The 23951-nt window shown below is 75.6% G+C and carries 23 protein-coding genes, 1 other RNA gene and 1 riboswitch; of the genes, 14 read left to right on the plus strand and 10 right to left on the minus strand.

The window, feature by feature from the left end:
- The first annotated feature begins 137 nt into the window (after window positions 1–137).
- On the plus strand, window positions 138–536 hold the full coding sequence (locus tag ACGF0D_RS16125; protein WP_392869558.1) for an ACT domain-containing protein: 399 nt from the start codon (window positions 138–140) through the stop codon (window positions 534–536).
- 98 nt (window positions 537–634) lie between these two features.
- Window positions 635–892 carry a Prokaryotic metallothionein gene (locus tag ACGF0D_RS16130; protein ID WP_392869560.1) on the plus strand — a complete coding sequence of 86 codons (258 nt, stop codon included), beginning with the start codon at window positions 635–637 and terminating at the stop codon, window positions 890–892.
- Between the two features lie 59 nt (window positions 893–951).
- On the opposite strand, the gene ACGF0D_RS16135 is transcribed toward ACGF0D_RS16130, so the two are convergent.
- The 3 genes from ACGF0D_RS16135 to ACGF0D_RS16145 all read right to left on the minus strand — a co-directional run bounded on the left by ACGF0D_RS16135 (window position 952) and on the right by ACGF0D_RS16145 (window position 3299).
- Window positions 952–1173, minus strand: coding sequence for a hypothetical protein (locus ACGF0D_RS16135; RefSeq protein WP_392869562.1), 222 nt, complete (start codon window positions 1171–1173; stop codon window positions 952–954).
- A 212-nt stretch (window positions 1174–1385) separates the two neighbouring features.
- Window positions 1386–1783: RNase P RNA component class A (gene rnpB / locus ACGF0D_RS16140), an RNA gene on the minus strand.
- Window positions 1784–1796: 13 nt separating this feature from the next.
- A complete protein-coding gene (locus ACGF0D_RS16145; protein WP_392916570.1) occupies window positions 1797–3299 on the minus strand; it encodes an MFS transporter in 1503 nt (500 codons plus the stop codon).
- A gap of 196 nt (window positions 3300–3495) precedes the next feature.
- Here ACGF0D_RS16145 and ACGF0D_RS16150 point away from each other — a divergent pair, with 196 nt between their 5' ends.
- Both ACGF0D_RS16150 and yaaA read left to right on the plus strand, forming a co-directional pair.
- Window positions 3496–3948 (plus strand): DUF3995 domain-containing protein, encoded by a 453-nt coding sequence (locus ACGF0D_RS16150; RefSeq protein ID WP_392869566.1) that lies wholly within the window; start codon window positions 3496–3498, stop codon window positions 3946–3948.
- A 42-nt stretch (window positions 3949–3990) separates the two neighbouring features.
- Window positions 3991–4776 (plus strand): peroxide stress protein YaaA, encoded by a 786-nt coding sequence (gene yaaA, locus ACGF0D_RS16155; RefSeq protein ID WP_392870084.1) that lies wholly within the window; start codon window positions 3991–3993, stop codon window positions 4774–4776.
- Window positions 4777–4795: 19 nt separating this feature from the next.
- Here the strand turns inward: yaaA and ACGF0D_RS16160 are convergent, their stop codons facing one another.
- Genes ACGF0D_RS16160 through ACGF0D_RS16170 form a run of 3 tightly spaced genes read right to left on the minus strand, consistent with a single transcriptional unit; the run spans window position 4796 to window position 7540 of the window.
- On the minus strand, window positions 4796–5932 hold the full coding sequence (locus ACGF0D_RS16160; protein ID WP_392916573.1) for a bifunctional RNase H/acid phosphatase: 1137 nt from the start codon (window positions 5930–5932) through the stop codon (window positions 4796–4798).
- Between the two features lie 4 nt (window positions 5933–5936).
- Window positions 5937–6680 carry a zinc ribbon domain-containing protein gene (locus ACGF0D_RS16165; protein WP_392869570.1) on the minus strand — a complete coding sequence of 248 codons (744 nt, stop codon included), beginning with the start codon at window positions 6678–6680 and terminating at the stop codon, window positions 5937–5939.
- Window positions 6681–6703: 23 nt separating this feature from the next.
- The gene (locus tag ACGF0D_RS16170; RefSeq protein WP_392869572.1) at window positions 6704–7540 is read right to left on the minus strand and encodes a Nif3-like dinuclear metal center hexameric protein; all 837 of its coding nucleotides are present in this window, start codon (window positions 7538–7540) and stop codon (window positions 6704–6706) included.
- 502 nt (window positions 7541–8042) lie between these two features.
- Between ACGF0D_RS16170 and ACGF0D_RS16175 the strand changes: the two genes are divergently transcribed.
- The 3 genes from ACGF0D_RS16175 to ACGF0D_RS16185 all read left to right on the plus strand — a co-directional run bounded on the left by ACGF0D_RS16175 (window position 8043) and on the right by ACGF0D_RS16185 (window position 11882).
- The gene (locus tag ACGF0D_RS16175; protein WP_392916576.1) at window positions 8043–9374 is read left to right on the plus strand and encodes a hypothetical protein; all 1332 of its coding nucleotides are present in this window, start codon (window positions 8043–8045) and stop codon (window positions 9372–9374) included.
- Window positions 9371–11362: an alpha/beta hydrolase family protein gene (locus ACGF0D_RS16180; RefSeq protein WP_392916579.1), complete on the plus strand. Its 1992-nt coding sequence runs from the start codon at window positions 9371–9373 to the stop codon at window positions 11360–11362. Before ACGF0D_RS16175 ends, ACGF0D_RS16180 begins: the two co-directional genes overlap by 4 nt.
- Window positions 11363–11708: 346 nt before the next feature.
- Window positions 11709–11882 (plus strand): hypothetical protein, encoded by a 174-nt coding sequence (locus ACGF0D_RS16185; RefSeq protein WP_392916582.1) that lies wholly within the window; start codon window positions 11709–11711, stop codon window positions 11880–11882.
- 87 nt (window positions 11883–11969) lie between these two features.
- Here ACGF0D_RS16185 and ACGF0D_RS16190 read toward each other — a convergent pair whose 3' ends face one another.
- A complete protein-coding gene (locus ACGF0D_RS16190; RefSeq protein ID WP_392916584.1) occupies window positions 11970–13052 on the minus strand; it encodes an alcohol dehydrogenase catalytic domain-containing protein in 1083 nt (360 codons plus the stop codon).
- Between the two features lie 205 nt (window positions 13053–13257).
- Here ACGF0D_RS16190 and ACGF0D_RS16195 point away from each other — a divergent pair, with 205 nt between their 5' ends.
- The 4 genes from ACGF0D_RS16195 to ACGF0D_RS16210 all read left to right on the plus strand — a co-directional run bounded on the left by ACGF0D_RS16195 (window position 13258) and on the right by ACGF0D_RS16210 (window position 17363).
- Window positions 13258–13911: a class I SAM-dependent methyltransferase gene (locus tag ACGF0D_RS16195; protein WP_392916587.1), complete on the plus strand. Its 654-nt coding sequence runs from the start codon at window positions 13258–13260 to the stop codon at window positions 13909–13911.
- A 165-nt stretch (window positions 13912–14076) separates the two neighbouring features.
- Window positions 14077–15240 (plus strand): hypothetical protein, encoded by a 1164-nt coding sequence (locus ACGF0D_RS16200; protein WP_392916590.1) that lies wholly within the window; start codon window positions 14077–14079, stop codon window positions 15238–15240.
- A gap of 7 nt (window positions 15241–15247) precedes the next feature.
- Window positions 15248–16270: an N-acetylmuramoyl-L-alanine amidase gene (locus ACGF0D_RS16205; RefSeq protein ID WP_392916592.1), complete on the plus strand. Its 1023-nt coding sequence runs from the start codon at window positions 15248–15250 to the stop codon at window positions 16268–16270.
- A gap of 187 nt (window positions 16271–16457) precedes the next feature.
- Entirely contained in the window at window positions 16458–17363 is a 906-nt protein-coding gene (locus tag ACGF0D_RS16210; RefSeq protein WP_392869587.1) for a hypothetical protein, read from the plus strand.
- 118 nt (window positions 17364–17481) lie between these two features.
- Here the strand turns inward: ACGF0D_RS16210 and ACGF0D_RS16215 are convergent, their stop codons facing one another.
- The 3 genes from ACGF0D_RS16215 to ACGF0D_RS16225 all read right to left on the minus strand — a co-directional run bounded on the left by ACGF0D_RS16215 (window position 17482) and on the right by ACGF0D_RS16225 (window position 20755).
- Window positions 17482–18543, minus strand: coding sequence for a prenyltransferase (locus tag ACGF0D_RS16215; RefSeq protein ID WP_392869589.1), 1062 nt, complete (start codon window positions 18541–18543; stop codon window positions 17482–17484).
- Entirely contained in the window at window positions 18540–19358 is an 819-nt protein-coding gene (locus ACGF0D_RS16220) for a class I SAM-dependent methyltransferase (RefSeq protein ID WP_392916593.1), read from the minus strand. The genes ACGF0D_RS16215 and ACGF0D_RS16220 overlap by 4 nt, the downstream gene beginning before the upstream one ends.
- A gap of 86 nt (window positions 19359–19444) precedes the next feature.
- On the minus strand, window positions 19445–20755 hold the full coding sequence (locus ACGF0D_RS16225) for a glycosyltransferase family 4 protein (RefSeq protein WP_392916595.1): 1311 nt from the start codon (window positions 20753–20755) through the stop codon (window positions 19445–19447).
- Window positions 20756–20986: 231 nt separating this feature from the next.
- Here ACGF0D_RS16225 and ACGF0D_RS16230 point away from each other — a divergent pair, with 231 nt between their 5' ends.
- The 3 genes from ACGF0D_RS16230 to ACGF0D_RS16240 all read left to right on the plus strand — a co-directional run bounded on the left by ACGF0D_RS16230 (window position 20987) and on the right by ACGF0D_RS16240 (window position 23945).
- The gene (locus ACGF0D_RS16230) at window positions 20987–21619 is read left to right on the plus strand and encodes a TetR family transcriptional regulator (protein WP_392869594.1); all 633 of its coding nucleotides are present in this window, start codon (window positions 20987–20989) and stop codon (window positions 21617–21619) included.
- A 137-nt stretch (window positions 21620–21756) separates the two neighbouring features.
- A riboswitch (cobalamin riboswitch) is annotated at window positions 21757–21840 on the plus strand.
- A gap of 105 nt (window positions 21841–21945) precedes the next feature.
- Complete coding sequence (locus ACGF0D_RS16235) at window positions 21946–23202, plus strand: prenyltransferase/squalene oxidase repeat-containing protein (protein ID WP_392916598.1); 1257 nt, start codon at window positions 21946–21948, stop codon at window positions 23200–23202.
- Entirely contained in the window at window positions 23202–23945 is a 744-nt protein-coding gene (locus tag ACGF0D_RS16240; RefSeq protein WP_392916601.1) for an SCO2322 family protein, read from the plus strand. Before ACGF0D_RS16235 ends, ACGF0D_RS16240 begins: the two co-directional genes overlap by 1 nt.
- The last annotated feature ends 6 nt before the right edge of the window (window positions 23946–23951 follow it).

Raw genomic sequence — 23951 nt, forward strand, 5'->3', positions numbered from 1 at the left:
GCAACGGAAGCCTAACCGCCGCCTGGCGAACTACTGGCACAAGCAGGTCGATCAAACTTCGATGGCAAACGGTGAAACTTCGCTGTCACAGGACAGGAGCACCGCGCATCCCCCGCCCAGCCGCTACGGTGGCGGGCATGGCCGCAGAACGAGACCTCGCGACACTGCTGCGCGCGATGAGCCCGCAGCTCAACCCGGGGCGGTACGTCTACTGCACGCTCCCCGCGCGGGTGCCCGCCGGCATGCGGCCGGTGGTGACCGTCGCCGAGCCCGAGGGGGTGACGATGGTGGTCGCCCAGGAGGAGGCGGACGCGCTCGGGCTGCGCTACGAGTACGTGGCGGCCTGGATCACCCTGCGGATCCACTCGGCGCTGGAGGCCGTCGGACTCACCGCCGCCGTGTCCGGCCGGCTCGCCGAGGAGGGCATCAGCTGCAACGTGGTGGCCGGCTTCCACCACGACCACCTGTTCGTCGCCGCCGACGACGCCGACCGCGCCGTCCGCGCCCTGGAGGAACTCTCCGCCCGTTCCGCCTGACGGCGACGCCGAGTGGCCGTCTCCCCGGGAGCCTCCAAGACTGGAAGTGACCGCGCGACCACCCCGGGCCGCGGCCCCACCGGAAGGAGACGGCCGCCATGGCAATCTGCGTCACCTGCGGCAACGACTACTGGCTGGCCTTCGAGATCAAGACGGTCAGCGGCGACACCTACACCTTCGACAGCTTCGAGTGCGCGATGGAGAAGCTCGCGCCACGCTGCGAACAGTGCCAGGTCCGCATCGTCGGCCACGGCGTCGAGGTCGCCGGCATGTTCTTCTGCTGCGCCAACTGCGCCCGCGTCAGCGGCGGCCTCGGCGACCAGATCCGCGACGCCGTCGGCGCCCACCCCGCCTGAGACCGCCATGCCCGCCCCGGCCGGGGCGGGCATCGCCGTACGGGACGTCACCGCGTCCGTCAGTGCGGGGGGACTGCGCACTCCTGGTCGTACTTGTGCTGGAGGTCGGACAGCCGCTTCTCGTCGTACGACAGCTGTCGGCGGTCCGCGGCCAGTCCCGCCTCGGCCGCGGAGACCTTCACCGGGTCGGGATTCTGCTGGGCGTTCAGCTGGTCGAGCCCGGCCACGTCGTTCTCCACAGCCGTGTGGTCGCGGTCCACCGCGTGCTCGGCCGTGGTCATCCACACCCGCATGCGACTGCACGGGTCTGGTGCCAGAGGGGCCATGGTCGCGCCCCCTTCCTCTCGGATTCGGGCGTTGCCCGCTGCCTCCATCGTGGCGCCGCCCCGCCGCGGCACGCATCCGGAACTCCCCGGGGAGCCGGACGGGACATGACGAAGGGCCCCGCGACCTGTCGTTTCCGCAGGTCGCGGGGCCCTCGTGAAGCCAGGGGCGGAAGAGTCGGCCTGTACGCCGGGTTCTGTCTCCCGGGTTGCTCGCGCGGCCCGGGGAGGCGGCCATCCATCTAGGGCTGCCGTTGCCGACAGCCTCGTGCGGTCCACCCGCGGACTCGGGCGAGCAGCCTTCGAACGTCCGCGCACGGTGCCCGAGGGCACCGATCTTGACCTTGCTCCAGGTGGGGTTTACCTAGCCGGCCGGGTCACCCCGGTCGCTGGTGGTCTCTTACACCACCGTTTCACCCTTACCCACCACGAAAAGCGGTGGGCGGTCTGTTTTCTGTGGCACTGTCCCGCGGGTCACCCCGGGTGGGCGTTACCCACCACCCTGCTCTGTGGAGCCCGGACGTTCCTCGGCGGGTCTGGGACCCGTCGCGACCGCCCGGCCGGCTCTTCCGCCGTAGTGGTCATCGTAGCCGCTCGGGCGGTGCCTCCCGTACACCGGACCGGACGGGCGGTGCCTCGGAGCCGAGGCGGGCCGCCACCCGGGCGGCCGTCGCGCTCGCCCAGGCGGTGGTGGTGGCCAGTCCGAGGGCGAGGACCGCGCCGCCGAGGCCGACCAGGATCCACCAGCCGGCGTGGCTGGCCGGGGCGAAGCCGGTCGCGACCGGCCCGACCACGGCCGAGGTGACGACCGTGCCGATCACCGCCACACCCAGCGACTGGCCGACCTGACGGCTGGTCGAGGCGACCGCGGCCGCCACCCCCGCCTGGGCGCGCGGCATGCCGGCGACGGCGGAGTTGGTGATCGGCGCGTTCACCATGCCGAAGCCGAAGCCGAACAGCCCGTACGCGACCAGCAGCAGGGCCGGCGGGGAGTCGGCGGCGAGCCGGGTGAGCAGCAGCCCGCTCGCGGCGATGCCGAGGCCGGCCGCGACCAGCGGCAGGCGCGGGCCCCGGACGGCGACGATCCGTCCGGACAGCGGCGCGCAGACCAGCATCATCCCGGCCATCGGCAGGGTCCACAGGCCGGCCTCGACCGGGCTGTAGTGGCGGACGTTCTGGAGATAGAGGGTGTTGAGGAAGAGGAAGCCGCCGAGCGCGGCGAAGGCGCAGACCGCGGTGACGGTGGCGCCGGTGAACGGCGCACTGGCGAAGAACCGCGGGTCCACCAGCGGCTGGGCCACCCTCCGTTCCCAGAGCGGGAAGGCGATCAGCGCGGCCCCGGCGGTCGCGGCCAGGACGAGGATCAGCGGGGAGGTCCAGCCGTTGGCCGGACCCTCGATGATCGCGGCGGTGCCGCAGCCGAGCAGCACGATCATCAGCAGCTGCCCCACCGGGTCCAGCCGGCGCGGCCGGGGCGCGCGGGACTCGGGGACGAAGCGGGCGGTCAGCGCGATGGCGGCGAGCGCCACCGGGACGTTGATCAGGAAGATCGACGGCCAGCCCGCGCCGTCCACCAGGAAGCCGCCGAGCAGCGGTCCGAGCGCCATCGAGATGCCGACCACGCCGCCCCAGACGCCGATCGCCCGGGCCCGTTCCTTCGGGTCGGTGAAGGTGTTGGTGATGATCGACATCGCCACCGGGTTGAGCATCGAGCCGCCCACCGCCTGCAGCGCGCGGAACGCCACCAGCCAGCCCAGGCTCGGCGCCAGGCTGCACAGCAGCGAGCCGAGCGCGAAGCAGACCAGGCCGGTCTGGAACACCCGGCGGCGGCCGAAGCGGTCGGCCACCGAGCCGAACAGCATCAGCAGCGAGGCCAGCACCAGGGTGTAGGCGTCGATGATCCACTGCAGCCCGGACGCCGGGGCGCCCAGGTCCCGCTGGATCACCGGAAGGGCGATGTTCACCACGGTGTTGTCGAGGCCGACGATGAACAGGCTCAGGCAGCAGATCGCCAGGACGAGCAGACGGCGGCGGGGCCCGAGGACGGGCGCGGGCGCGGCGGTGCGGGGCTGGGGGGCGGGCACGGACCGATCCTCCCACCGCGGGACGTGCCCGGGCGGGTGGGCGGCGCGTCCGGGTGGCGGCGCCGGAGCGGCGGCCGGCGCGTCGCGGGCGGCGGCGGGAGCGGCGGCGGGGATGTCGCGGGCGGGCGGGGGCCCGGACCGGCGTAAGCGCTCGTACGGTGGGGGCAGCCGACGGTGTACGAAGGGGGTTCGGGCGATGAGTGGTGCGGTGCGGGCGGCCGGGGGCGCGGTGGCCGCGGTGCTGGGGGCGACCGGGGTGCTGCACGCGGTGTGGACGGTGACGCCGTGGCCGCTGGGGTCCGCGGAGGAGTTCGCGGACGCCGTGGTGGGCCGGGGTGACGGGGTGCCACCGGTGTCCGCGTGCCTGGCGGTGGCGGGGGCGCTCGGGGCCGGGGCGTACCTGGTGGGGGCGGAGGCCGGCGTGCTGCCGGCGGTGGGGCCGCGGCGGCTGCGGCGGGCCGGGGTGCGGACGGTGGCGGGGGTGCTGCTGGCGCGCGGGCTGGCCGGTCCGGTGGTGTTCGGGCGGGTCAGTGAGCGCTCGGAGCGGTTCCGCCGGCTGAACGCGCGGTACTACTCGCCGCTCTGTGCCGCGCTGGGGGCCGGGGCCGCGGTGGTCGCGGGGGCGGGGTCGGGGCGGCGGCCGCAGTAGGGTTGCGGAGTTCGTCTGCCACAGATTGTTGAGGTGTCCGCTGTGCTGGTGCTTTTGCCGCCCTCGGAGGGCAAGTCCGGGTCCGGGGACGGCGCGCCGGTGGAGCTGGAGCGGCTGTCGCTGCCCGGGCTGACGGCGGCGCGCGGCGCGGTGCTGGACGCGCTGGTGGGCCTGTGCCGGGGCGACGAGGACACCGCCGCCGGGGTGCTCGGCCTCTCCCCCGGCCTGCGCGGCGAGATCGCCAGGAACGCCGCACTGCCGACGGCCGGCGCCCGCCCGGCGGGCGAGGTGTACACCGGGGTGCTGTTCGACAACCTCGGCCTGGCCACCCTGGACGAGGCCGCGTACGACCGGGCCGAGCGTTCGCTGCTGGTCTTCTCCGGCCTCTGGGGCGCCGTGCGGATCTCCGACCGGATCCCGTCCTACCGCTGCTCGATGGGCGTGAAGCTCCCCGAGCTGGGGGCGCTCGGCGCGTACTGGCGGAGCGCGACGGCCTCCGTGCTCCCGGACGTCGCGGACGGGCTGGTGCTGGACCTGCGCAGTTCCGCGTACGCGGCGGCCTGGAAGCCGGCCGGTGAGGTGGCCTCCCGCACGGCGACCGTCCGGGTGCTCCAGGAGCGCAACGGCAAGCGCACCGTGGTCAGCCACTTCAACAAGGCGACGAAGGGCCGGATCGTCCGGGACCTGCTGCTCGCCGGCGCCGAGCCGAAGACCCCCGACGCGCTGATGGAGGCGCTGCTGGACCTGGGCCACCACGTGGAGCTGGCGGCCCAGGGCACGGCGCGCAAGCCGTGGCAGCTGGACGTGGTGGTCACCGAGGTGCACTGACCCTCCCCCGAGGGGCGGGTCAGCGCAGGTGCGAGGTGTCGTTGAGCAGCCGCAGCGAGGCGTTGCCGTCCGCGTAGTACTGGACGGCGCAGATCGAGGCGGCGGACAGCTCCATCCGGTACATCGAGTCCGGCGGGGCGCCGAGCGCCAGCCGGACCAGGGTCTTGATCGGGCTGACGTGCGAGACCACCAGCACGGTCTTGCCCGCGTACCGGGCAAGGATCTTGTCCCGGGCGACGCCGGCCCGGTGGGTGAGCGTGGTGAAGCTCTCGCCGCTGCCGGTCGGCTTGGCCTTGGCGGAGCCGAGCCAGGCGGTCAGGTCGTCCGGGTACCGCTCCCGCACCTCGGCGAAGGTCAGGCCCTCCCAGTCGCCGAAGTCGACCTCGCGCAGCCCGTCCTCGTACCGGACCTCCAGGCCGAGCCGGGCGGCGACGGTCTCGGCGGTCTGCCGGGTGCGGCGCATCGGGGAGGCGACGACCGCCTGGACGCTGCCGCGCGCGGCCAGCGCCTCGGCGGCCCGCTCGGCCTGCCAGCGGCCCTTGTCGGAGAGCTCCGGGTCGCTGCCGCCGCTGCCGGAGAAGCGCTTCTCCGGGGTGAGCGGGGTCTCGCCGTGGCGCAGCAGGACGAAGGTGGTGGGGGTGCCGAGGTCGGCGGGGGCGGCCCAGCCGGCCTTGGCGGCGGGGGGCTCCGGCAGGGGTTCCTCGACGGCGGCGGCCGCCGGCTTGCGGGGCTCCCACTGGCGCCCGGCCTTGCCCGCGTCCATCGCCTCGTTGGCCAGCCGGTCGGCGTCCTTGTTCCGCTCGCGCGGGATCCAGGTGTACGTGACCCTGGCGCGCGGGAAGACGGTGCGCGCCTCGGCGGCGAGCGGCTGCATGTCGGGGTGCTTGATCTTCCAGCGCCCGGACATCTGCTCGACGACCAGCTTGGAGTCCATCCGGACGTCCACCGAGGCGTCCGGGTCCAGCTCCCGGGCCGCCTTGAGCCCGGCGATCAGGCCCTTGTACTCGGCCACGTTGTTGGTGGCGTGGCCGATGAACTCGGCGGCCTCGGCGATGATCTGCCCGGTGTCCCCGTCGCGGACCACCGCGCCGTAGCCGGCCGGCCCCGGGTTGCCCCGGGACCCGCCGTCGGCTTCGACGATGAAGCGCGCCGTCACCGGCTCAGACGCCCGAGTCGGAGGTGCGGACCAGGATCCGCGAGCAGTTCTCGCAACGGACGACCTTGTCGGCCGGCTCGGCCTTGATGGCGTTCAGCTCGGTGATCGAGAACTCGGTGCGGCAGCCCTCGCAGCGGCGCTGGTAGAGGCGGGCCGCGCCGACGCCGCCCTGGGTCTCGCGCAGCTTGGTGTAGACCTTCAGCAGGTCGGCCGGGATGACGGCGGCGACGGTCTCGCGGTCGCGCTTGACCTTGTCGGCCTCCGTGTCGATCTCGGCGAAGGAGGCGTCGCGGCGGCCCTCGGCCTCCTTGAGCACGACGGTGGAGTGCTCCAGGCGGGCGGACAGCTCCTCGACCCGGCTGATGGCGCTCTCCTGGCGCTCCATGATCCCCAGCACGACGTCCTCCAGGTCGCCCTGGCGCTTGGCGAGCGAGCCGATCTCGTGCTGGAGGTTCTCCAGGTCCTTCGGCGAGGTGATCGCGCCGGAGTCCAGGCGCTGCTGGTTGCGGGCGGCACGGGAGCGGACCTGCTCGACGTCCTGCTCGGCCTTGGTCAGCTCGCGGGCGGTGTCGCCCTTCTGGGCCTCGGCGGCGACGACGAGGTCCTTGAGGGCGGTGTGGTCGGCGGTGGCCTTCTCGATCTCGGCGTGCTCGGGCAGGCTCCGGCGCCGGTGGGCCAGCTGGTCGAGCTTCGAGTCGATGGCCTGGAGGTCGAGCAGGCGGATCTGGTCGGCGGGCGCGGCGTTCAAGCGGAGAGCTCCTGTGAATCGGGTCAGGCGGTGAAGGACATGGGGGCGTGCGCGGTCCACGGGTCGGTGACCCGGTGGGAGACCTTGGTCTCCACGGCCCAGCCGCGCTTGTCGGCGGCGGCCAGCAGGGCCCGCTCGGCCAGGGTGAGCCAGGGCCACTCGGTGGCCCAGTGGGCGGCGTCGAGCAGCGCGACGGGCGCCGCCTCGGCGGCCTCGGAGGCCGGGTGGTGACGCAGGTCGGCGGTCAGGTAGGCGTCCACGCCGGCCGACCGGACGTCGGCGAAGAAGCTGTCGCCGGAGCCGCCGCACACCGCGACCCGGCCGATCAGCCGGTCGGGGTCGCCGGAGACGCGGACGCCCGCGGCGGTGGCGGGCAGGCCCTCGGCCACCCGCGCGGCGAAGGCGGCGAGGGTCAGCGGGGGCTCCAGCAGGCCGATCCGGCCGGAGCCGCGGCGGCCCAGCGGGTCGGTCGGATCCGGCACCAGCGGGCCGGTCACCCGCAGGCCCACCGCCTCGGCGAGGGCGTCCGAGACGCCGGGGTCGGCGTGGTCGGCGTTGGTGTGGGCGACGTGCAGGGCGATGCCGTTGGTGATCAGCGTGTGCACCACCCGGCCCTTGAAGGTGGTGGCGGCGACGCTGGTGGTGCCGCGCAGGTAGAGGGGGTGGTGGGTGACCACGAGGTCGGCGCCCCACTCCACGGCCTCGTCGACGACCGCCTGTACGGGGTCGACGGCGAACAGCACGCGGTTGACCTCGGCCTGAGGGTCTCCGCAGACCAGGCCGACTGCGTCCCAGGACTCCGCCCACTGCGGGGGGTAGACCTCTTCGAGCGCGGTGATGACGTCGGACAGTTTCGGCACCTGTCGAGACTACCGTGCGCGCGGGGGCGGTCGGGCCTCGGCCGTTCGGCGGGCTGCCGGGGGAACCGTCACCGCCGTTCGGACGCGGGAGCTGTGGGCGTACGGGTGCGCGTCAATCCGCGACGGGAGGCGCCCGGCGGTCTCCACGCGCTCCGTACGCGGCCGCGCGCCGGGCGCCCGTTACTCACAGCAGTGTTCTCGTACGAATTCGAAACCGCGCCCTGATCACCCTTACGAGTGAAGTGACCGGCTCTGCGTTGAGGCTTCGGCTGGCTCGAAAGTAACTTCACTCCTGCGAAGGGGAGTTGCCCCGGCGGCAGCCACGGCCAGGAGTCGGGCGGATGCCACGCCGGGCCGGACGGGATCCGGGTGGGCGCTCCCGCACCGGGGCGGCACCGCCGCTCCTTCCGAGGGAACCGATCAGGCCGGGCCGCGCACCCGGGTGCCGAGCGAGCAGTGGGCACCCGGGGACGGCGGCCGTGACGAAGGGATGTGGTGGCGGATGGCAGCGGGCACATCGCTGCGCACGGCCGGGGAGAGGGGATCGGCGGACCCCGGACCGGGAGCGGCGGGTTCGTGGCCGGAGACGACGCGGGCGGCGCTGGCCGGTGCCGGAGGCCGGGGAGGCGGCGGGGACTGGGACGTCACCGTCGGTGGCTCCTGGTGCACGGCCAGGCCGTCCGCGTCCGCGCCGCTGCCGGAGCGGGGCTGGAAGCTCCGGGTGAGCGCGGCCTCGGCGGCGGGCGAGGCGGTGCTCTCGGCGGTGGTCCGGGTGCTCGCCGGGGACCCGTGCCGCTTCAGGTTCGCCGCCGCCCAGGAGCACCTGAGCGAGCTCAACTCCCGGAACGGCGACCGCGGCGCGGCGGGCGAGTTCATCACCGTCTACCCGGCCGACGACGCCCAGTTCCAGCGACTGGCGGCCGAACTGGACCGGGCCACCGCCGGGCTGCCGGGCCCGGTGGTGCCCTCCGACCGGCCGTACCGGGCCGGGAGCCGGGTGCACTACCGGTACGGCGCGTTCGCGCCGCCGGCGGGGCCGGGCGAGGACGGGGAGCACCGCTCGGTGCCGCGCCCCCTCGAACTGATCGAAGAGGAGGACTCCCTCTTCCTGGTGCAGGAACGAATCACCGGGCAGCCCCTCGGCAGCTGGGTGGCCGCCCGGCTGCGGCGCGACGGCGGCCCCGGCGTCGACTGGGCCGAGGCCGGGCCGGTCGCGCACGGCCTGCTCGACCTGGTCGAGCAGGTCCACGCCCAGGGGCTGGTGCTGCACGACCTCTCCCCCGGCAACGTCATGGTCCGCCCGGACGGCACGCCGCGGCTGGTCGACCTCGAACGCGCCACCGAGGCCGGACGGCTCGCGGGCGCGGGCTGCACCCCCGGCTACCGCGCCCCCGAACACGGGCCCGGCCGGCTCGCGCTCGCCGCCCGCGGCCGCGTCGCCGACCCGGCCGTCGACCTGTACGCCCTCGGCGGCCTGCTCTTCCTACTGGCCACCGGCCACGACCCGCTGCTGCCGGAGGACCTCCCGCAGGCCCGCCCGGCCGCCGAGCGCCTCGGCCGCTGGCTCGCCCTCGCGGCCAGGACCGGCGGGACGGCGCGGCGGCTGGCGCCGGCGGTCCTCGGGCTGCGGGCCGAGGATCCGGAGCGGCGATGGGCGGTGGCCCGGGTACGGGCGGCGCTGAACGAGGACGACCCGGCGGGCCCGGCGGCCTTCCCGCGGCGACCGCGCCACGGCGGGCCCCGGCTCCGGCCGGCCCCGGCACCACCGGCCGTACGCCGGCAGCCGCCCGACCGAACGGACCCGTCCGGCACCACCGGGGTGAGCGGAGCATGAACGTGGCCACCCGGACCGCGACCCAGGCCCTGCGCCGGCTGAGCTTCGCCTTCGCCGCCGACGGCAGCCACGCCGCCTGCCTCGCCTCCGCCGCCGACAGCGGCTGGTACGTGGAGAGTTGGCGACTGCCGCCGGACGGAGAGCCGGCCGCGCCGACCCCGCTGCCACTGCCCGGCAACCGCTCGGAGAGCCCGCGCTCGCAGCTGGTCGCTCTGTCGGACGGCTCGGTGCTGACCTGCCGGCACGACGGCGACCGGCACGACCTGGTCCGCCTCTCACCCGGCGAAACCGGCACCCTGGAGCAGCAGTCGGGCTCACTGCGGATGGCCGGACTGCGCCTGCTGCCGCTCCCGGCACGGGACGACGCCGGCCCGCGGACGCCGGTGGCGGTCGCACTCGGCAGCGACACCCGCCCGGCGACCACCGCCTGGCTGGTGCGCACGGACGGCAGCGAGCCCGAACAGGCCGCCGAGATCCCCGGGTTGCACGGCGGCGGCACCTGGCTGGACCGTACGGGCGCACTGCTCGCGCTGGACCGGGTGAACGTCGGCCTGGTCCGCAGCGTGGTGCTCGACCTGCGCACCGGCCGGACCAGCCCGCTGCTGGAGATCGGCCCGCGGAGCAACGACCGCCTGGTGCTGTTCGACCCGGACAGCCGGTTCGCGATGGTGCGCAGCGACGCGCCCGGCACCGACCGGCTCGGCTGGGGCGTCCTCGGCGCCGGGCAGCCGCTGCGGTTCCCGGAGTGCCTGCACGTCACGGGCATGGTCCTGCGGCCGGTGGCGCTGCGGGTGGCGGCGGACGGCCCGCGGGTCGCGGTGCAGATCGACCACGGCGCGGGGTCGGCGCTCGCGCTGTGGCGGCCCTCGACCGGGCGGCTGGACCCGCTGCCGGTGCCGCCCGGGCGGCTCGGCGCGGTCGGCCACTGGGACGCGGCGGGGCTGCGGCTGCCGTACTCCTCGCCCGACCACCCGACCGCGCTGGCCACCCTCGACGTGGACGCGCTGCTGGCGCACGGCCCGCTCCCGGCCGCCTCCGGACCGACGCCGCTGCCGCTGCGACTCGCGCCGCTGGCCTCGGGGCTGCCCGGCCCGTGGCGGGACACCGTCCTGCCCTGGCAGCCCGGCGGGGTGCGCCCGGTGCGGACCGAGCCGCCGGGCTGGCGGCTCGACGGCAGCACCCCGCCCGGCGACGGCGGCCGCTGGCAGCCCGCGCAGAGCCTCGAACTGGCGGGCCCGGCAGGCCCGTTGGAGGCCGTGGTGTACGGCGGGGACGCCTGGCTGAGCAGCCCGCACCTGGTGCTGGCGCTGCACGGCGGCCCGGCGGACGCCTGGCGGCTGGAGTTCGAGCCGGCGCTGCAGCGGATGGCCGCCGAGGGCCTGGCGGTCGTCGCCCCCAACCAGCGCGGCTCCACCGGTTACGGCGTGGCGCACGCGCTGGCCATCCGGGGCGCCTGGGGCGGCCCGGACCTGGACGACGTCCTCCACCTGCTGGACGGCATCGCGGGCCAGCGCGCCGCGCTCGGCCTGGAGCCGCCGGCCCTCTTCGGGGTCAGCTACGGCGCCTTCCTGGCGCTGCTGGCGGCGGCGCACGCGCCGGCCGAGCAGGTCGCCCGCTGCGCGGTGGTCGCGCCGTTCCTGTCCGGCGCCCGGCTGCTGGCCGAGTCGGCGCCCCCCGTACGGGCGTTGACCACCCGGCTGGGCGGCGGCGAGCCGATCGCGGACCCCCGCGGACCGCGCGACGTGCTGCAGCTGGCGCACCGGCTGAGCGCGCCACTGCTGGTGGTGCACGGCAACCGGGACGAGGTCGTGCCGGTGAGCCAGTCCCGCTCGCTGCGGCACGAACTGCTGCGGATCGGCCGGGTCGAGGGCGAGGACTTCCGGTACGTCGAGGCGGCCGGCTCCGGGCACGAGGTGCTCGCCGACGAGGGCGCCGCGGTCCTGCACGAGCTGCTGGCCACGTTCCTGCGGACCGGCCGTCCGGGCTGACCGGGCGGTAGCCCCCCGGTGCCGGAGGCGCCGCGCTAGGCGATCCGAGTGAACCCGCCGCGGGTGAGCGCCGGTTGTCGGCCCGGCCCGTCCCCCGCCGCGGCGTCCCCGACCCACCCCGAACCGGGCGGCCGTCGGCTCGCTTCCGGGCCCCCGACCAGCCCGGGACTCGCGTCACGATCTCGATAGGATCTCGTCCGTCCCGGCCGTTATGGTGGCCGGGGCACGGGCCGCGATCACTGGCTGCGGGCGCGTACCGAGCGCCCGATCGGGGACCCGACCGTGCGCCACCGGCGCCGGCCGGGCGCCGATGACCTGCACCCTCCGCACGGAAAAGACGATTCTCATGTCCGACACCCTCACCGACACCACCGGACCCGCGATTACCGGGACCGACGCCGACGAGAAGACGGCCAAGGACACCGCGTCGCACGGCCGCCACCGCGGTGGCTCCGCCGCCGACGACAGCCCGGAGACCGACCCGCACGGCCGCCACCGCGCGGCCGGGGCGCGGGGCTGACCGAACCGGCAGCGGGCCCGCCGGGAGTGCACCCACTCCCCCGGCGGGCCCGACCCGTTTCCGGAGCCCGCCGGGGGAACGGCGCCCTCAGTCCATCGTCACGACCGTCCGCAGCGCCTCGCCGCTGCGCATCTGCGCGATCGCCTCGTTGACGTCCGCGAGCCCCACCCGGTGGGTGACCATGCCGTCGAGGTCGACGCGCCCGGCGCGCCAGAGGTCCACGACGAGGCCGATGGTGCGCGACACCGTCGCCCCGCCGTAGAGCGAGGGCAGCAGGCGCTTCTCGTTGAAGAACAGCTCGCCCATGGTGAACTGCGCGAGGTCGTCCTGCGCGCCCGCGCCGATGACGACCACCGCGCCGCCGCGCCGGGCGGCGTCGTAGCCGGCCCGGACGGTGGCCGCGCGGCCGACCGCCTCGAAGACGTGATCGAAGCCGCCGCCGGGCAGCTTCTTGGCCACCGCCTTCAGCTCCTCGGGCGCGATCGCCTCGGTGGCGCCGAACGCCAGGGCGCGCTCGCGGCGCGAGGCCACCGGGTCGACGACGGTGATCCGGCCGGCGCCGCAGACCCGGGCGCCCTGCACGGTGGCCACGCCGACGCCGCCCGCCCCGATCACCGCGACGGAGGCCCCGGGCTGGACCCCGGCGGTGTTCACCGCGGCGCCGATGCCCGTGGTCACCCCGCAGCCGATCAGCGCGGCGGCCTCGTACGGGAGGTCGGCGGGCACCTTGATGACGGCGTTCGCCGCGACCACGACCTCCTCGGCGAAGGCGCCGGTGCCGTAGAAGCCGGAGGCGCTCAGCTCCCCCTCGGCGATCAGGAAGCCGGGGGCGCCGAGGCCGCGCAGGCTGGCGACGCACAGGTGGCCGCGGTCCTGGCGGCAGTGGTCGCAGTGGCCACAGGGGGCCATCCAGCAGAGCACCACGCGGTCGCCGACGGCGAGGCCGGTGACGCCCTCGCCGACCTCCACCACGTCCCCGGCGCCCTCGTGCCCGGGGACGAACGGCGCGGGCTGCGGCAGCACGCCGCTCATCGCGGAGAGGTCCGAGTGGCAGAGGCTGGCGGCGCGCATCCGGACCCGTACGGTGCCCGGCCCGAAGCCCACGGCCGTCACGTCCTCGCGCACGTCGAGGGTCTCCTGGCCGGTCTCGTGCAGGACGGCTGCGCGCATGGTGCTGCTCCCGGGGTGCCGGTGTTCCTCGGATCGACGGTCGCGCCGATTCTGGCACGGTCGGCGCAGCGCGACTAGAACGCGTTCCATGCCCCGACCGGCCCGGACGTCCCGGCCGGCACCGGCGCCCCGGGCGCCACCGCTCCCGCTACCGTCGAGTAGGGTCCGTGCACGTCCGCCCGCGTCCCGACCCCGAGGAGCACCCATGTCCGACCTGCTGCTGAGCGCCGAACCGGCGCCCGAGGTGCTGGCGGCGTTCGAGGGGGCCACCGGGTTCATGCCGGTGGACGAGGGGCTCGCGCTGTACGCGGCGGCGGTGGCGGCGGCGTCCGGCACCGGGCTGCCGGTGCTGGAGATCGGCACCTACTGCGGCCGCTCGGCGATCCTGCTCGCGGCGGCGGCCCGGGAGGCCGGGACGGTCGCGCTGACCGTCGACCACCACCGCGGCTCGGAGGAGCAGCAGCCCGGCTGGGAGTACCACGACCCGACGCTGGTCGACCCCGAGGTCGGGCTGATGGACACCCTGCCGCGGTTCCGCCGCGCCCTGCACGCGGCCGGGCTGGAGGAGCACGTGGTGGCCCTGGTCGGCCGCTCGCCACGGATCGCCGCGCTGTGGGGGCGCCCGCTCGGCCTGGTGTTCATCGACGGCGGGCACACCGACGAGCACGCGACCGGCGACTACGAGGGCTGGGTCCCGCACCTGGCGCCGGAGGGCCTGCTGGTGGTGCACGACGTCTTCCCGGACCCTGCGGACGGCGGCCAGGCCCCGTACCGGGTGTACCTGCGGGCGCTGGCCGAGGGCTTCGAGGAGGTCTCGGTGACCGGCTCCCTGCGCGTCCTGCGCCGCGCCGCCCGCTGAGCCCGTCCCGCCGGCTGAGCCCCGCCGACCGGTCACCCGTTCGTTCCCGCCGCCCCGAGCCGATGCTCTAACGTCGTGCCAGGGCTGTCGGGCGGGGGTTCGACCGGTACGGTGGCCGCGCAGCACCAGGCAGAGCATCGGCGGACGGTGGGGGCCAGCAGCGACATGACGGACCAGCAGAACAGCGCTCCGGCGGTCTGGGACCCCACCGCGCGCGGTGGCGCCGGCGGCTGGGTGCGCGGCCCGCAGCAACCGGCCGACGCCCGGTCCGCGCCCGAGGCCTCCGCCGCCCCGGCACCCGCCGCGCCCACCGCACCCCTGCCGCCCGTGCCCGGCGCCGTCGGCGACCAGGGCCCGCCACCGGGCGCCCGCCCCTACCCGGCCACCCCGCCCGGCTACGACCCGCCGACCGCCCGGCTGTTCCCCGCCACCCCGCCGCCCCCGGCCGCCCCGCCCGCGGCCTCGCCGTTCCCCTCCCACCCGGGCCCGCAGGCCCACGTGCCGCAGCAGGACCCCGGCCACGACTACTTCCTGCAGCCGCCCGCCGCTGCGCCGCCACCTCCGTACGCCTTCCAGCCCGACTACCCCACCGGCCCCGTCGGCGAGGAGGAGCGGCCGGCCAACCGCAGGGCCCCGCTGCTGATCGGCTTCGCGCTGCTCCTGGTGCTGGCGGTCGGCGGCGGCATGCTGTTCGCCGTCCGCGGCGGCGAAGACAAGAGCGGCCAGGCCGCGCCCGCCCCGGCCTCCGCCCCGGCGACCGGTGCGGACAGCCTGCCGCCCACCCCCGCTCCCACGGGTACGGACGGCGCGCCGAGCGCCGCCGCGAGCGCGTCCGGCGCGCCGTCCCCGACCTCGACCGCCCCCGGTCCCGGCGCCCAGGCCCAGGCCCAGGCGCTGGACGCCCTGCTCAGCGAGGGCGAGAGCGCCAAGGCCCCGATCGGCAGCGCCGTCGCCAAGGTGACCAGCTGCCCGCCGAAGGCCGACATCGAGAGCGCCGCGCAGACCTTCGACAACGGAGCGACCCAGCGGACCGCCCTGCTGGCCAAGCTCTCCCAGCTGAGCGTCACGGACGTGCCGGGCGGCGCGGACGCGGTGAACTCGCTGAAGTCCGCCTGGCAGCTGTCCGCCGACATCGACAAGGCGTACGCGAGCTGGGCGCGCTCCGTCGCCGCCCAGGGGTGCACCGGCAGGGCCCCGGCCACCCAGGACAAGAAGCACGCCGACGAGCTCAACCCGCAGGCCACCCAGGCGAAGACGGACTTCATGAACAAGTGGAACGCGATCGCGAAGAGCTACGGCCTGACTCCGCGCACCCAGGACAGGATCTGACCGACCAGTGACCGGCTCCGCCCCCCGACCGCCCCGTCGCTCCGCCCTGCTGCGCGCCACCACGGCCGCCGCGGTGGCCGTTCCGCTCTGCACGGCGGGCTGGTTCGGCTGGCGGGCACTCGACCGCTCCGACCCGGCGGACGCCACGGCGGCCCCGGCCACCCGGGCCGCGGCGCCCGCGGCTCCGGCAGCGACCGCGACTCCTGCGACCGGACAGCCGGGCACCGCCGACAGCGCGGCCGCGACGCCCCTCACCCCGCCCGTCGCCCCGGCGCCCACCGACAGCGCACCCGCCGGGACCCCACCCCCGCCCGCCGGCGGCGAGGGCGCCGTCCTGGCCGGCCGCACCGTCCTGCTCGACCCCGGCCACAACCCCGGCAACTCCGCCCACACCGCCGAGATCAACCGCCAGGTGGACATCGGCAACGCCCGCAAGGAGTGCGACACCACCGGGACCGAGACCAACGCCGGCTACACCGAGGCCGAGTACACCCTGGACGTCTCCCGCCGGGCCCGCGCCATCCTGGCCGCCCGGGGCGCCAAGGTGGTGCTGGTGCAGGACGGCGACCGCCCGTGGGGCCCGTGCATCGACGAACGCGCCCGCGCGGGCGCCGACGCGCACGCCGACGTCGCGCTCTCGGTGCACGGGGACGGCGGCCCGGCGGGCGGCAGCGGGTTCCACGTGATCATGCCCGCCAGGGTGGTGGCCGGGAAGGCGGACAACGCGGCGATCGTCGATCCCTCGCACCGGCTCGGGCTGCTGCTGCGCGACCGGTTCCACGCCGCGACCGGTGAGCCGTACGCGGACTACATCGCCAAGGACGGCCTGAACACCCGCTCCGACCTGGGCGGCCTCAACCTCTCCACCGTCCCCAAGGTGTTCATCGAGTGCGGTAACATGCGCAACTCGACGGACGCGAAGCGGATGACGGACCCTCAGTGGCGCCAGCAAGCGGCCCAGGGGATCGCCGACGCGCTGACCGCGTTCCTGACGACCCAGGAGAAGGCCGAAGAGCGACGCGGGAGTTGAGCCGCAGACCCCCGGAGGACGACGCTCCGGCCGGACCGCACGGTTTGCAACGACTTCGCCCCATTCCCGGTCCCGCCGTGCACCGGCGGGACGGTTGGGCCTAGGCTTCTGGTCCGTTCGGGAGTTTCGGCCGGTCAGCCCGACCGTACGAACCACCGTCCACGACACGTCAACGAGGGGAACGTTAGTGAATCTGCGCGCTCTCACGAGGGGAGACGCCGCCGTCGCGGGCGCGGCCGTCCTGCTCTTCATCGCCTCCTTCCTGCCCTACTGGACCGTGGACTGCAGCGGCCGGTACTGCGGCGACACGACCCAGAACGCGTGGAGCACCGAACTGTTCCCCGTCCTGCCCTCGATCTACCTGCTGGGCATCGCCGCCGCCCTGCTGATCCTGGTGCAGCGCTTCCAGGGCCCGGCCGCGGCCACCCGCCAGGTGCTCGGCCTGCGGCTGGACCAGTGGGGCATCGCGTTCTCCGTGGCCGCGCTGTGGACCTCGCTCTGGTCGCTGGGCGGCGGCCCGAAGGCCCCCAGCTTCAGCCACGGCTTCGGCGCCTGGCTCGGCGTCATCGCCCTGGTCCTGCTGGCCGGCGCCGCCGCCGCGAGCCCCCTGGTGCCCGCGCTGAAGGCCCCGCTGGTCGCCGACCGCCCGGCGGCCGTCCCCGGTCAGTACGGCTACCCCGGCCAGCCCGGCCACCCGGGTGCCGGCCAGCCCGGTCAGTACGGCTACCCGGCCCAGGGCCAGGACCCGGCGTTCGGCGGCCAGGGCGGCTACGGCTACCCGGGTGCCGGCCAGCCGCAGCCCGGCCAGCCGGTCCAGGCCGCCCAGCCGCACGACGCCGCCGCCCAGGCCCCGCAGCCGACCCCGGCCGCGCAGCAGGCGCCCGCCCCGGCGGACTTCCAGCCCTTCTGGTTCGCCGTCCCGGCCCCGCGCCAGCTGGCCCCGAAGGACAACCCGGCCGGCGCCCCGGTCGGCGAGGTCGTGCCGGGCACCTGGTACCTGGCCGTCGAGCAGCGCGGCGCCGCGCTGGTGGCGCAGCTGCCGGACGGCAGCCAGGGCGTGCTGGCCGACACCACGGGCATCCAGCGCGGCTGACGGCCCGGCCGGCCGCACGGCCGACCGCGGGCCGACGCGCTCGGACGCACACGCGAAGGGGCGGGACCGGAGAACCGGTCCCGCCCCTTCGGCGTTCGCGCGTTCGGCGTCCGCCGACTCAGCAGCAGTCCTCGACCACCAGCCCGGCGGGCAGCTGCTCCCCGCCGAAGACCGCGACCGTCGCCGGGTCCCCGCCGAGCGCGGCCACCGCGAGCAGCAGCGCCCCGGCCGTCCAGGTGGTGCGCTCCTCCGGCCAGATGGCGTCGTCCTCGAAGACGTACCCGGTCCAGTACGAGCCGTCCTCGTGCCGCAGGTGCTTCTGGATCCAGCGCAGGATGTCCACCGCGCGGTCGGACTGGCCGATCGCCCAGAGCGCGAGCGCCAGCTCGGCGCTCTCCCCGCCGGTCACCCACGGGCGGTCGCTGACGCAGCGCACGCCGAGGCCGGGGACGACGAAGCGCTCCCAGTCCCGCTCGATCCTGGCCAGCGCCGCGTCGCCGCGCAGGCCGGTGCCGAGCACCGGGTAGTACCAGTCCATCGAGTAGCGGTCCTTGTCCAGGAACCGCTCGGGGTGGTGGGAGACGGCGTGCCCCAGCCGCCCGGCCGCGAGCTCCCAGTCGGGCTGCGGCTCCTCCAGGTACTCGGCGATGGCCAGACCGCAGCGCAGGGCGTGCAGGATGCTGGACGAGCCGGTGAGCAGTGCCTCGTCGGTGGCGGCGCCGTCCTCGTCGACCCGCCAGGCGATCGGGCCGCCGGGCAGCCGCAGTCCGACGATGAAGTCCAGGGCGCGCCGGACGACCGGCCAGATCCACTCCAGGAAGGCGTCGTCGCCGGCGCTGAGGTGGTGGTGCCAGACCCCGACCGCGATGTACGCGCAGAAGTTGCTCTCCTTGGCCCGGTCGGTGACCGCGCCGTCGGTGTACGCCGCGTACCAGGAGCCGTCCGGGTTCTGGGCGGCCGCGAGCCAGCGGTAGGCGGACTCGGCGGCGGCGTGCTCGCCGGCCGTGTCGAGGGCCATCGCGGCCTCGGTGTGGTCCCAGGGGTCGAGGTGGTGGCCGGCGAACCAGGGTATGGCGCCGTCGGGGCGCTGCTCGGCCAGGATGCTGCGCACGGTGTCGGCGGCCTGCACGGCGTCGAGCACCCCGTCGAGCAGCAGCACCTCGGGGACGGCGGCGGTCATGCCGACCCGCCCGGCGCGTGGTCGGCCTCGGCGTGGTCGGCCGCGGTGCGGTCGGGCTCGATGCGGTCGGGCTCGATGCGGTCGGGCTCGATGCGGTTGGGCTTGGAGGCGTACGCGACGAAGCTCTTGCCGATCACCGGGTTGAGCGCCCGCTCGGCGGCCTTGGTGAGGGTGCTGATCACCGGGGTGCCGACGATGTCCCAGACCAGCAGCTGGTGGTAGGCCTTGACCGGCAGCGCCTTGTCGTTGTCGACGCCGACCGCGCACTTGATCCACCAGTACGGCGAGTGCAGCGCGTGCGCGTGGTGGGTGCCGTACGGCTCCAGGCCGGCGTCCTTGAGCTTGCCGAGCAGTTCGTCGCCCCGGTAGATCCGGATGTGGCCGCCCTCGTTCGCGTGGTACTCGTCGGACAGCGCCCAGCAGATCTTCTCCGGCAGCCAGCGCGGCACGGTGACGGCGAGCAGGCCGCCCGGCTTGAGGACCCGGAACATCTCGTTGAGCACGCCCTTGTCGTCCGGGATGTGCTCCATCACCTCGGAGATGATGATCTTGTCGAAGTACTCGTCCTCGAACGGCAGCGCCAGCGCGTTGCCCTCCATCGCGACCGCCGACGCGCCCTCGGGGGCCTCACCGGCCTGCTCCATCGCCGCGAACCACTTCCTGACCTCGGCGATCTCCTCGGCGTTCTGGTCGAGGGCGATCACGTTGGCGCCGCGGCGGTAGCACTCGAACGCGTGCCGGCCCCCGCCGCAGCCCAGGTCGAGCACCCGGTCGCCGGGGGCGAGCGGAAAGCGCGAGAAATCGACGGTCAGCACTTCAGGACTCCCATTCCTTTTGCTACCAAGCGTTCTTGACGCTCCGTCGGACAGGCCACGCCTGCCCGACAACGGCGAGGCCGTGGCTAGGCCACGTACCGCCAGCCCGGCCCCGAGCGGGCACGGGCGCCGACGCCGGTGGCGATCGCCGCGCGGTAGGCCTCGGCGGTCAGCTCGGCCGCCCGCTCCCAGGTGAACCGGGCGAGCACCCGCTCCCGTCCGGCCGCACCGAGCGCGGCCCGCAGCCGCGGGTCGTCCAGCAGCCGGCCGAGCGCCGCGGCCAGCGCGTCCGCCTCCCCCGGCGGGACGGCCAGGCAGGTCTCCCCGTCCGGTCCGGCGACCTCGGGGATCGCCCCGCCGGTGGTGGCGACCAGCGGGGTGCCGGTGGCCATCGCCTCGGCGGCGGGCAGCGAGAAGCCCTCGTACAGCGAGGGGACGCAGGCCACCTCGGCCGAGCGGTAGAGGTCGACCAGCTCCCGGTCGCTCAGCCCGCTGCGGAACTCGATGTGCTCGGCCAGTCCGAAGCGGCGCACCGCCTCGGCCACCGGCCCGTCCTCCTTCTGCGGCTTGCCGACCACCACCAGGTGGGCGTCCCGCTCGGTGCGGACCTTGGCGAGCGCCTCGACCAGGAAGACCAGGCCCTTCAGCGGGACGTCCGCGCTGGAGGTGGTGACGATCCGGCCGGGGACGCGCTCGACCGCGTCCGAGGGCGACCAGAGCCGGGTGTCGGCACCGACCGGCACCACCGAGATCGCGCCCGGTGCGGCGCCCAGGTGCTCGGCGATCTCGCGCTGCGAGGTGCCGGAGACGGTGATCACGTGGTCCAGCCGGGCGGCCACCCTGCGCTGCATCCGGGTGAAGGCGTACCAGCGGCGCAGCGAGAGCCGCTTGCCCCGGGTGGTGGCGGCGTCCAGCTCCAGCTGCCGGTCCACGGTGATCGGGTGGTGGATCGTGGTGACCAGCGGGAAGCCGTGCCGGGCCAGGCCGAGCAGGCCGTAGCCGAGGGTCTGGTTGTCGTGCACCACGTCGTAGCGACCCTTGTGGGCGGCCAGGTACCGGCGGGCGCGCAGCGAGAAGGTGAGCGGCTCGGGGAAGCCGCCGGTGCGCATGGTGGCGTACTCCAGCACGTCCACCGGGCCGCGGAACTCGTCGCGGGCCGGGGTGCGGAACGGGTCGTCGGCGCGGTAGAGGTCCAGGCTGGGCAGCTCGACCAGGCGCACCGAGCCGGGGCCCTCGACCTCGTCCAGCACCGGGAAGGGCTGGGCGCCGATCACGTCCACGTGGTGGCCGAGCCTGGCCAGCTCCCGGGAGAGGTGTCGTACGTACACGCCCTGACCGCCGCAGAAGGGGTCACCGCGGTACGACAACAGGGCAATCCGCAGCGGCTGCGCGATCATCCTGGGCCCTCTTCTCTAGCTGCTGACGGTACTGCCGGTCGTGCTTCCGGTCGCTAAAGTAGATCAGGTTCCAGTGGCCGGGAAACTCGTCGTCGACCACGTGAACAATGAGAGACCTCGAAGATACCGGCCCGTAGCTTTTCCTCAGGAGCCAGGGCTGGTGATTCCCACCACGCGAATCCTGCCGACCATGTGGAGCACGCCGCCACTCTCGCCCGCCCGGGAGCACCCTTGCCGCCACCCCCTCCTTCGACGCTGCCGCCGGTCCCGCCGACCGTACCGCCGCCCGGCGAACCGCCGCTGACCGCGAGCCAGGCCGAACGGCGCCGGCGCATCCTGCGGGCCGCCACCGCGCTGGCGGTGCGAGGCGGGTACGAGGCGGTGCAGATGCGGGAGGTCGCGGAGGGCGCGCACGTCGCCCTCGGCACGCTCTACCGCTACTTCCCGTCCAAGGTGCACCTGCTGGTCGCGGTGATGCTGGAGCAGCTCCAGGGCCTGCGCGAGCACATCCGGCGGCACCCGCCGACCGACCTCGAACCGGCGCCGAGGGTCGCCGACACCCTCACCCGGGCCTTCCACGCGCTGCAGCGCGAACCGCTGCTGGCCGAGGCGATGGTCCGGGCGCTGTCCTTCGCGGACCGCTCGGTCGGGGCCGAGGTGGACCGGGTCAGCGTCGCCACCGGGCAGCTCATCCTGGACGCGATCGGCCAGTCCGAACCGCCCACCGAGAGCCAGCGCGCGGCGGTGCGGGTGATCGAACACACCTGGCACTCGGCGCTGGTCGCCTGGCTCTCCGGCCGCGCCTCGATCGCCGAGGTGCGGGCCGACCTGCACACCGCGGCCCGGCTGCTCACCCTGCCGTGAACCGGCCGACCACCGCGCCCCGGAACAGCCCCCGCGCACCCGCCGACTGGAACCTGTTCCTGCCGGGCCCGGGCCGCTCCGCGCGCTCCGGCGGCTAAAGTCGACAGGCAGCAGAACTCCATCCCGCTCCTCCCCCGGGGAAAGCCGGTGCGAATCCGGCGCTGACCCCGCAGCCGTGAGTCCGGCGCCGTACGCGGCCGCCCGGGCGAGTCGGAACACCCGGGGAGGGGCGAGCGGCCAGTCCGGACGCACGCGCCCGGCACCGTCGAGGACTACGGACCGGCCCCGCCCGGGCCACCACCGCTCACCGAAAGGCACACCGCACCATGCTGACCGCCGCCCGCCTGGGCGCCGCCGCCCTGTCCGCCGCGCTGCTCACCGGCCTCGCCGCCGGCCCGGCCCTCGCCGACAGCCCCGCGCCGACCCCGCCCGCCGCCGACGGGCTGTACGGCAAGAGCGACCCGACGTACGACGGCGTCTGGCGGCAGTCGCTGGCGCTCACCGCGCTCACGGCGGCCAAGGTCACCCCGGCCGACTCCGCGGTCGGCTGGCTGACCGGGCAGCAGTGCGAGGACGGCGGCTGGCCCTCGTACCGGGCCGCCGGCGCGGCCTGCGACCCCAAGACCGAGGACAGCAACGCCACCGCCGTCGCCGTCCAGGCCCTGGTCGCCCTCGGCGGGCACCAGGACGCCGTCGACAAGGGCGTCGCCTGGCTCAAGGCCAACCAGAACGCCGACGGCAGCTGGGCCTACAACCCGGGCAGCCCGGGCGACGCCAACTCCACCGGGCTCGCCGTCAACGCGCTGTTCGCCGCCAAGGCCGACCCGGCGGGCGTCGCCAAGGCCGGCAAGTCCGCCTTCGACGGGCTCGCCCTCTTCCAGCTCGGCTGCGCCGCCCCCGCCGACCAGCGCGGCGCCTTCGCGTACCAGCCCGACCCGGCCTCCGGCGCCCTCACCCCGAACGCCCTGGCCAGCGCCCAGGCCGCGCTCGCCGCCGGCGGCGGCCACCTGCCGGTCGCCACCTCGGTGCGCGCCGACGCCGCGCCCAAGGCCCTCGCCTGCGCCTCCGACGCCGCGGCGGCCTCCCCGGCCCCGGTCGCCCACGCGGACTCCGGCGAGGCCGTCGGCGCCTACCTGACCGCCCAGCTCGCGGCCGGCGGCAACCACCTCAGCCTCACCACCCCGGGCGCCGCCCCCACCCCCGACTACACCGCCACCGCCTGGGCCGCCCTCGCCCTCACCCAGAGCGGCCACCCCCAGCAGGCCGCCGGCGCCGTCGACTGGCTCGGCAAGGAGGGCGCCACCTGGACGAAGGGCGGCACCGACGCCGGCGCCACCGCCACCCTCCTGCTGGTCGACCAGGCCGCCCAGCGCGACACCGCCGCCCTGACCGGTCAGCTCACCGCCCTCGGCCCGACGCCCAAGGCCACCGCGACCGCCGCGGCCGCCTCGGCGACCCAGGCCCCGAAGGAGAAGAAGGACGGCGGCATCGGCCAGTACTGGCTCATCGGCGTCGGCCTCCTCATCGGCGTCGGCGGCGGCCTCCTGCTCAGCCTCCAGCGCAAGCGCAACCAGCACCTCTGATGCGCGCCGCTCCCCTCCCCGCCCCGGGCCGGCGGTCCTCCACCGGCCTTGCCGCGCTGCTCCTGCCCCTCCTCGGGGCGGTGCTGCTGCTCGCCTCCGCCGCGCCCGCGCAGGCCGCCGGGTACCGGTACTGGTCGTTCTGGCGCGGCGGCGAGGGCGGCGGCTGGACGTACCAGCAGCAGGGGCCCGCCGTCGCGGTACCGCCGGACGGGGCGGTGGACGGGTGGCGGTTCGCGCTGAGCCCGGACGGCGGGCAGGACGCCGCGAAGCCGCGGGCCGCCGGGAGCTTCGCCGGGATCTGCGCGGACACCCCCGCGCAGGAGGGGCGCAAGCGGGTGGCCGTCGTGCTGGACTTCGGGACCGCCGAGGACACCGGCGCGTCCGCCGCCGGCACTTCGGCCACCAGCTCTTCGGCCACCGGCTCTTCGGCCACCGCGCCCGAGCAGCGCACGACCTGCGCGAGCGTCGCGCCCCGCGCCACCTCGGCCGAGGTGCTGGCCGCCGTCGCCCCGCCGCTGCGCTACGACACCAACGGGCTGCTGTGCGCCATCGCCGGGTACCCGAAGGCGGGCTGCGGCGACCAGGTCGGCGCGGCGGGCGCCGCCCAGCCGGACGCCGGCGCCGCGTCGGCCGACCAGGGCAGCGGCAGCGGCCCCGACGTCGGCCTGCTCGCCGGCGGCGCGCTGGTCGCCGTCCTCGCCGGCGGAGCCGTCTGGCAGGCCCGCCGCCGCCGTCACTCCTAGTCCCCC

The organism is Kitasatospora sp. NPDC048298 (assembly GCF_043201465.1).
In the GTDB taxonomy this organism is placed as follows: domain Bacteria; phylum Actinomycetota; class Actinomycetes; order Streptomycetales; family Streptomycetaceae; genus Kitasatospora.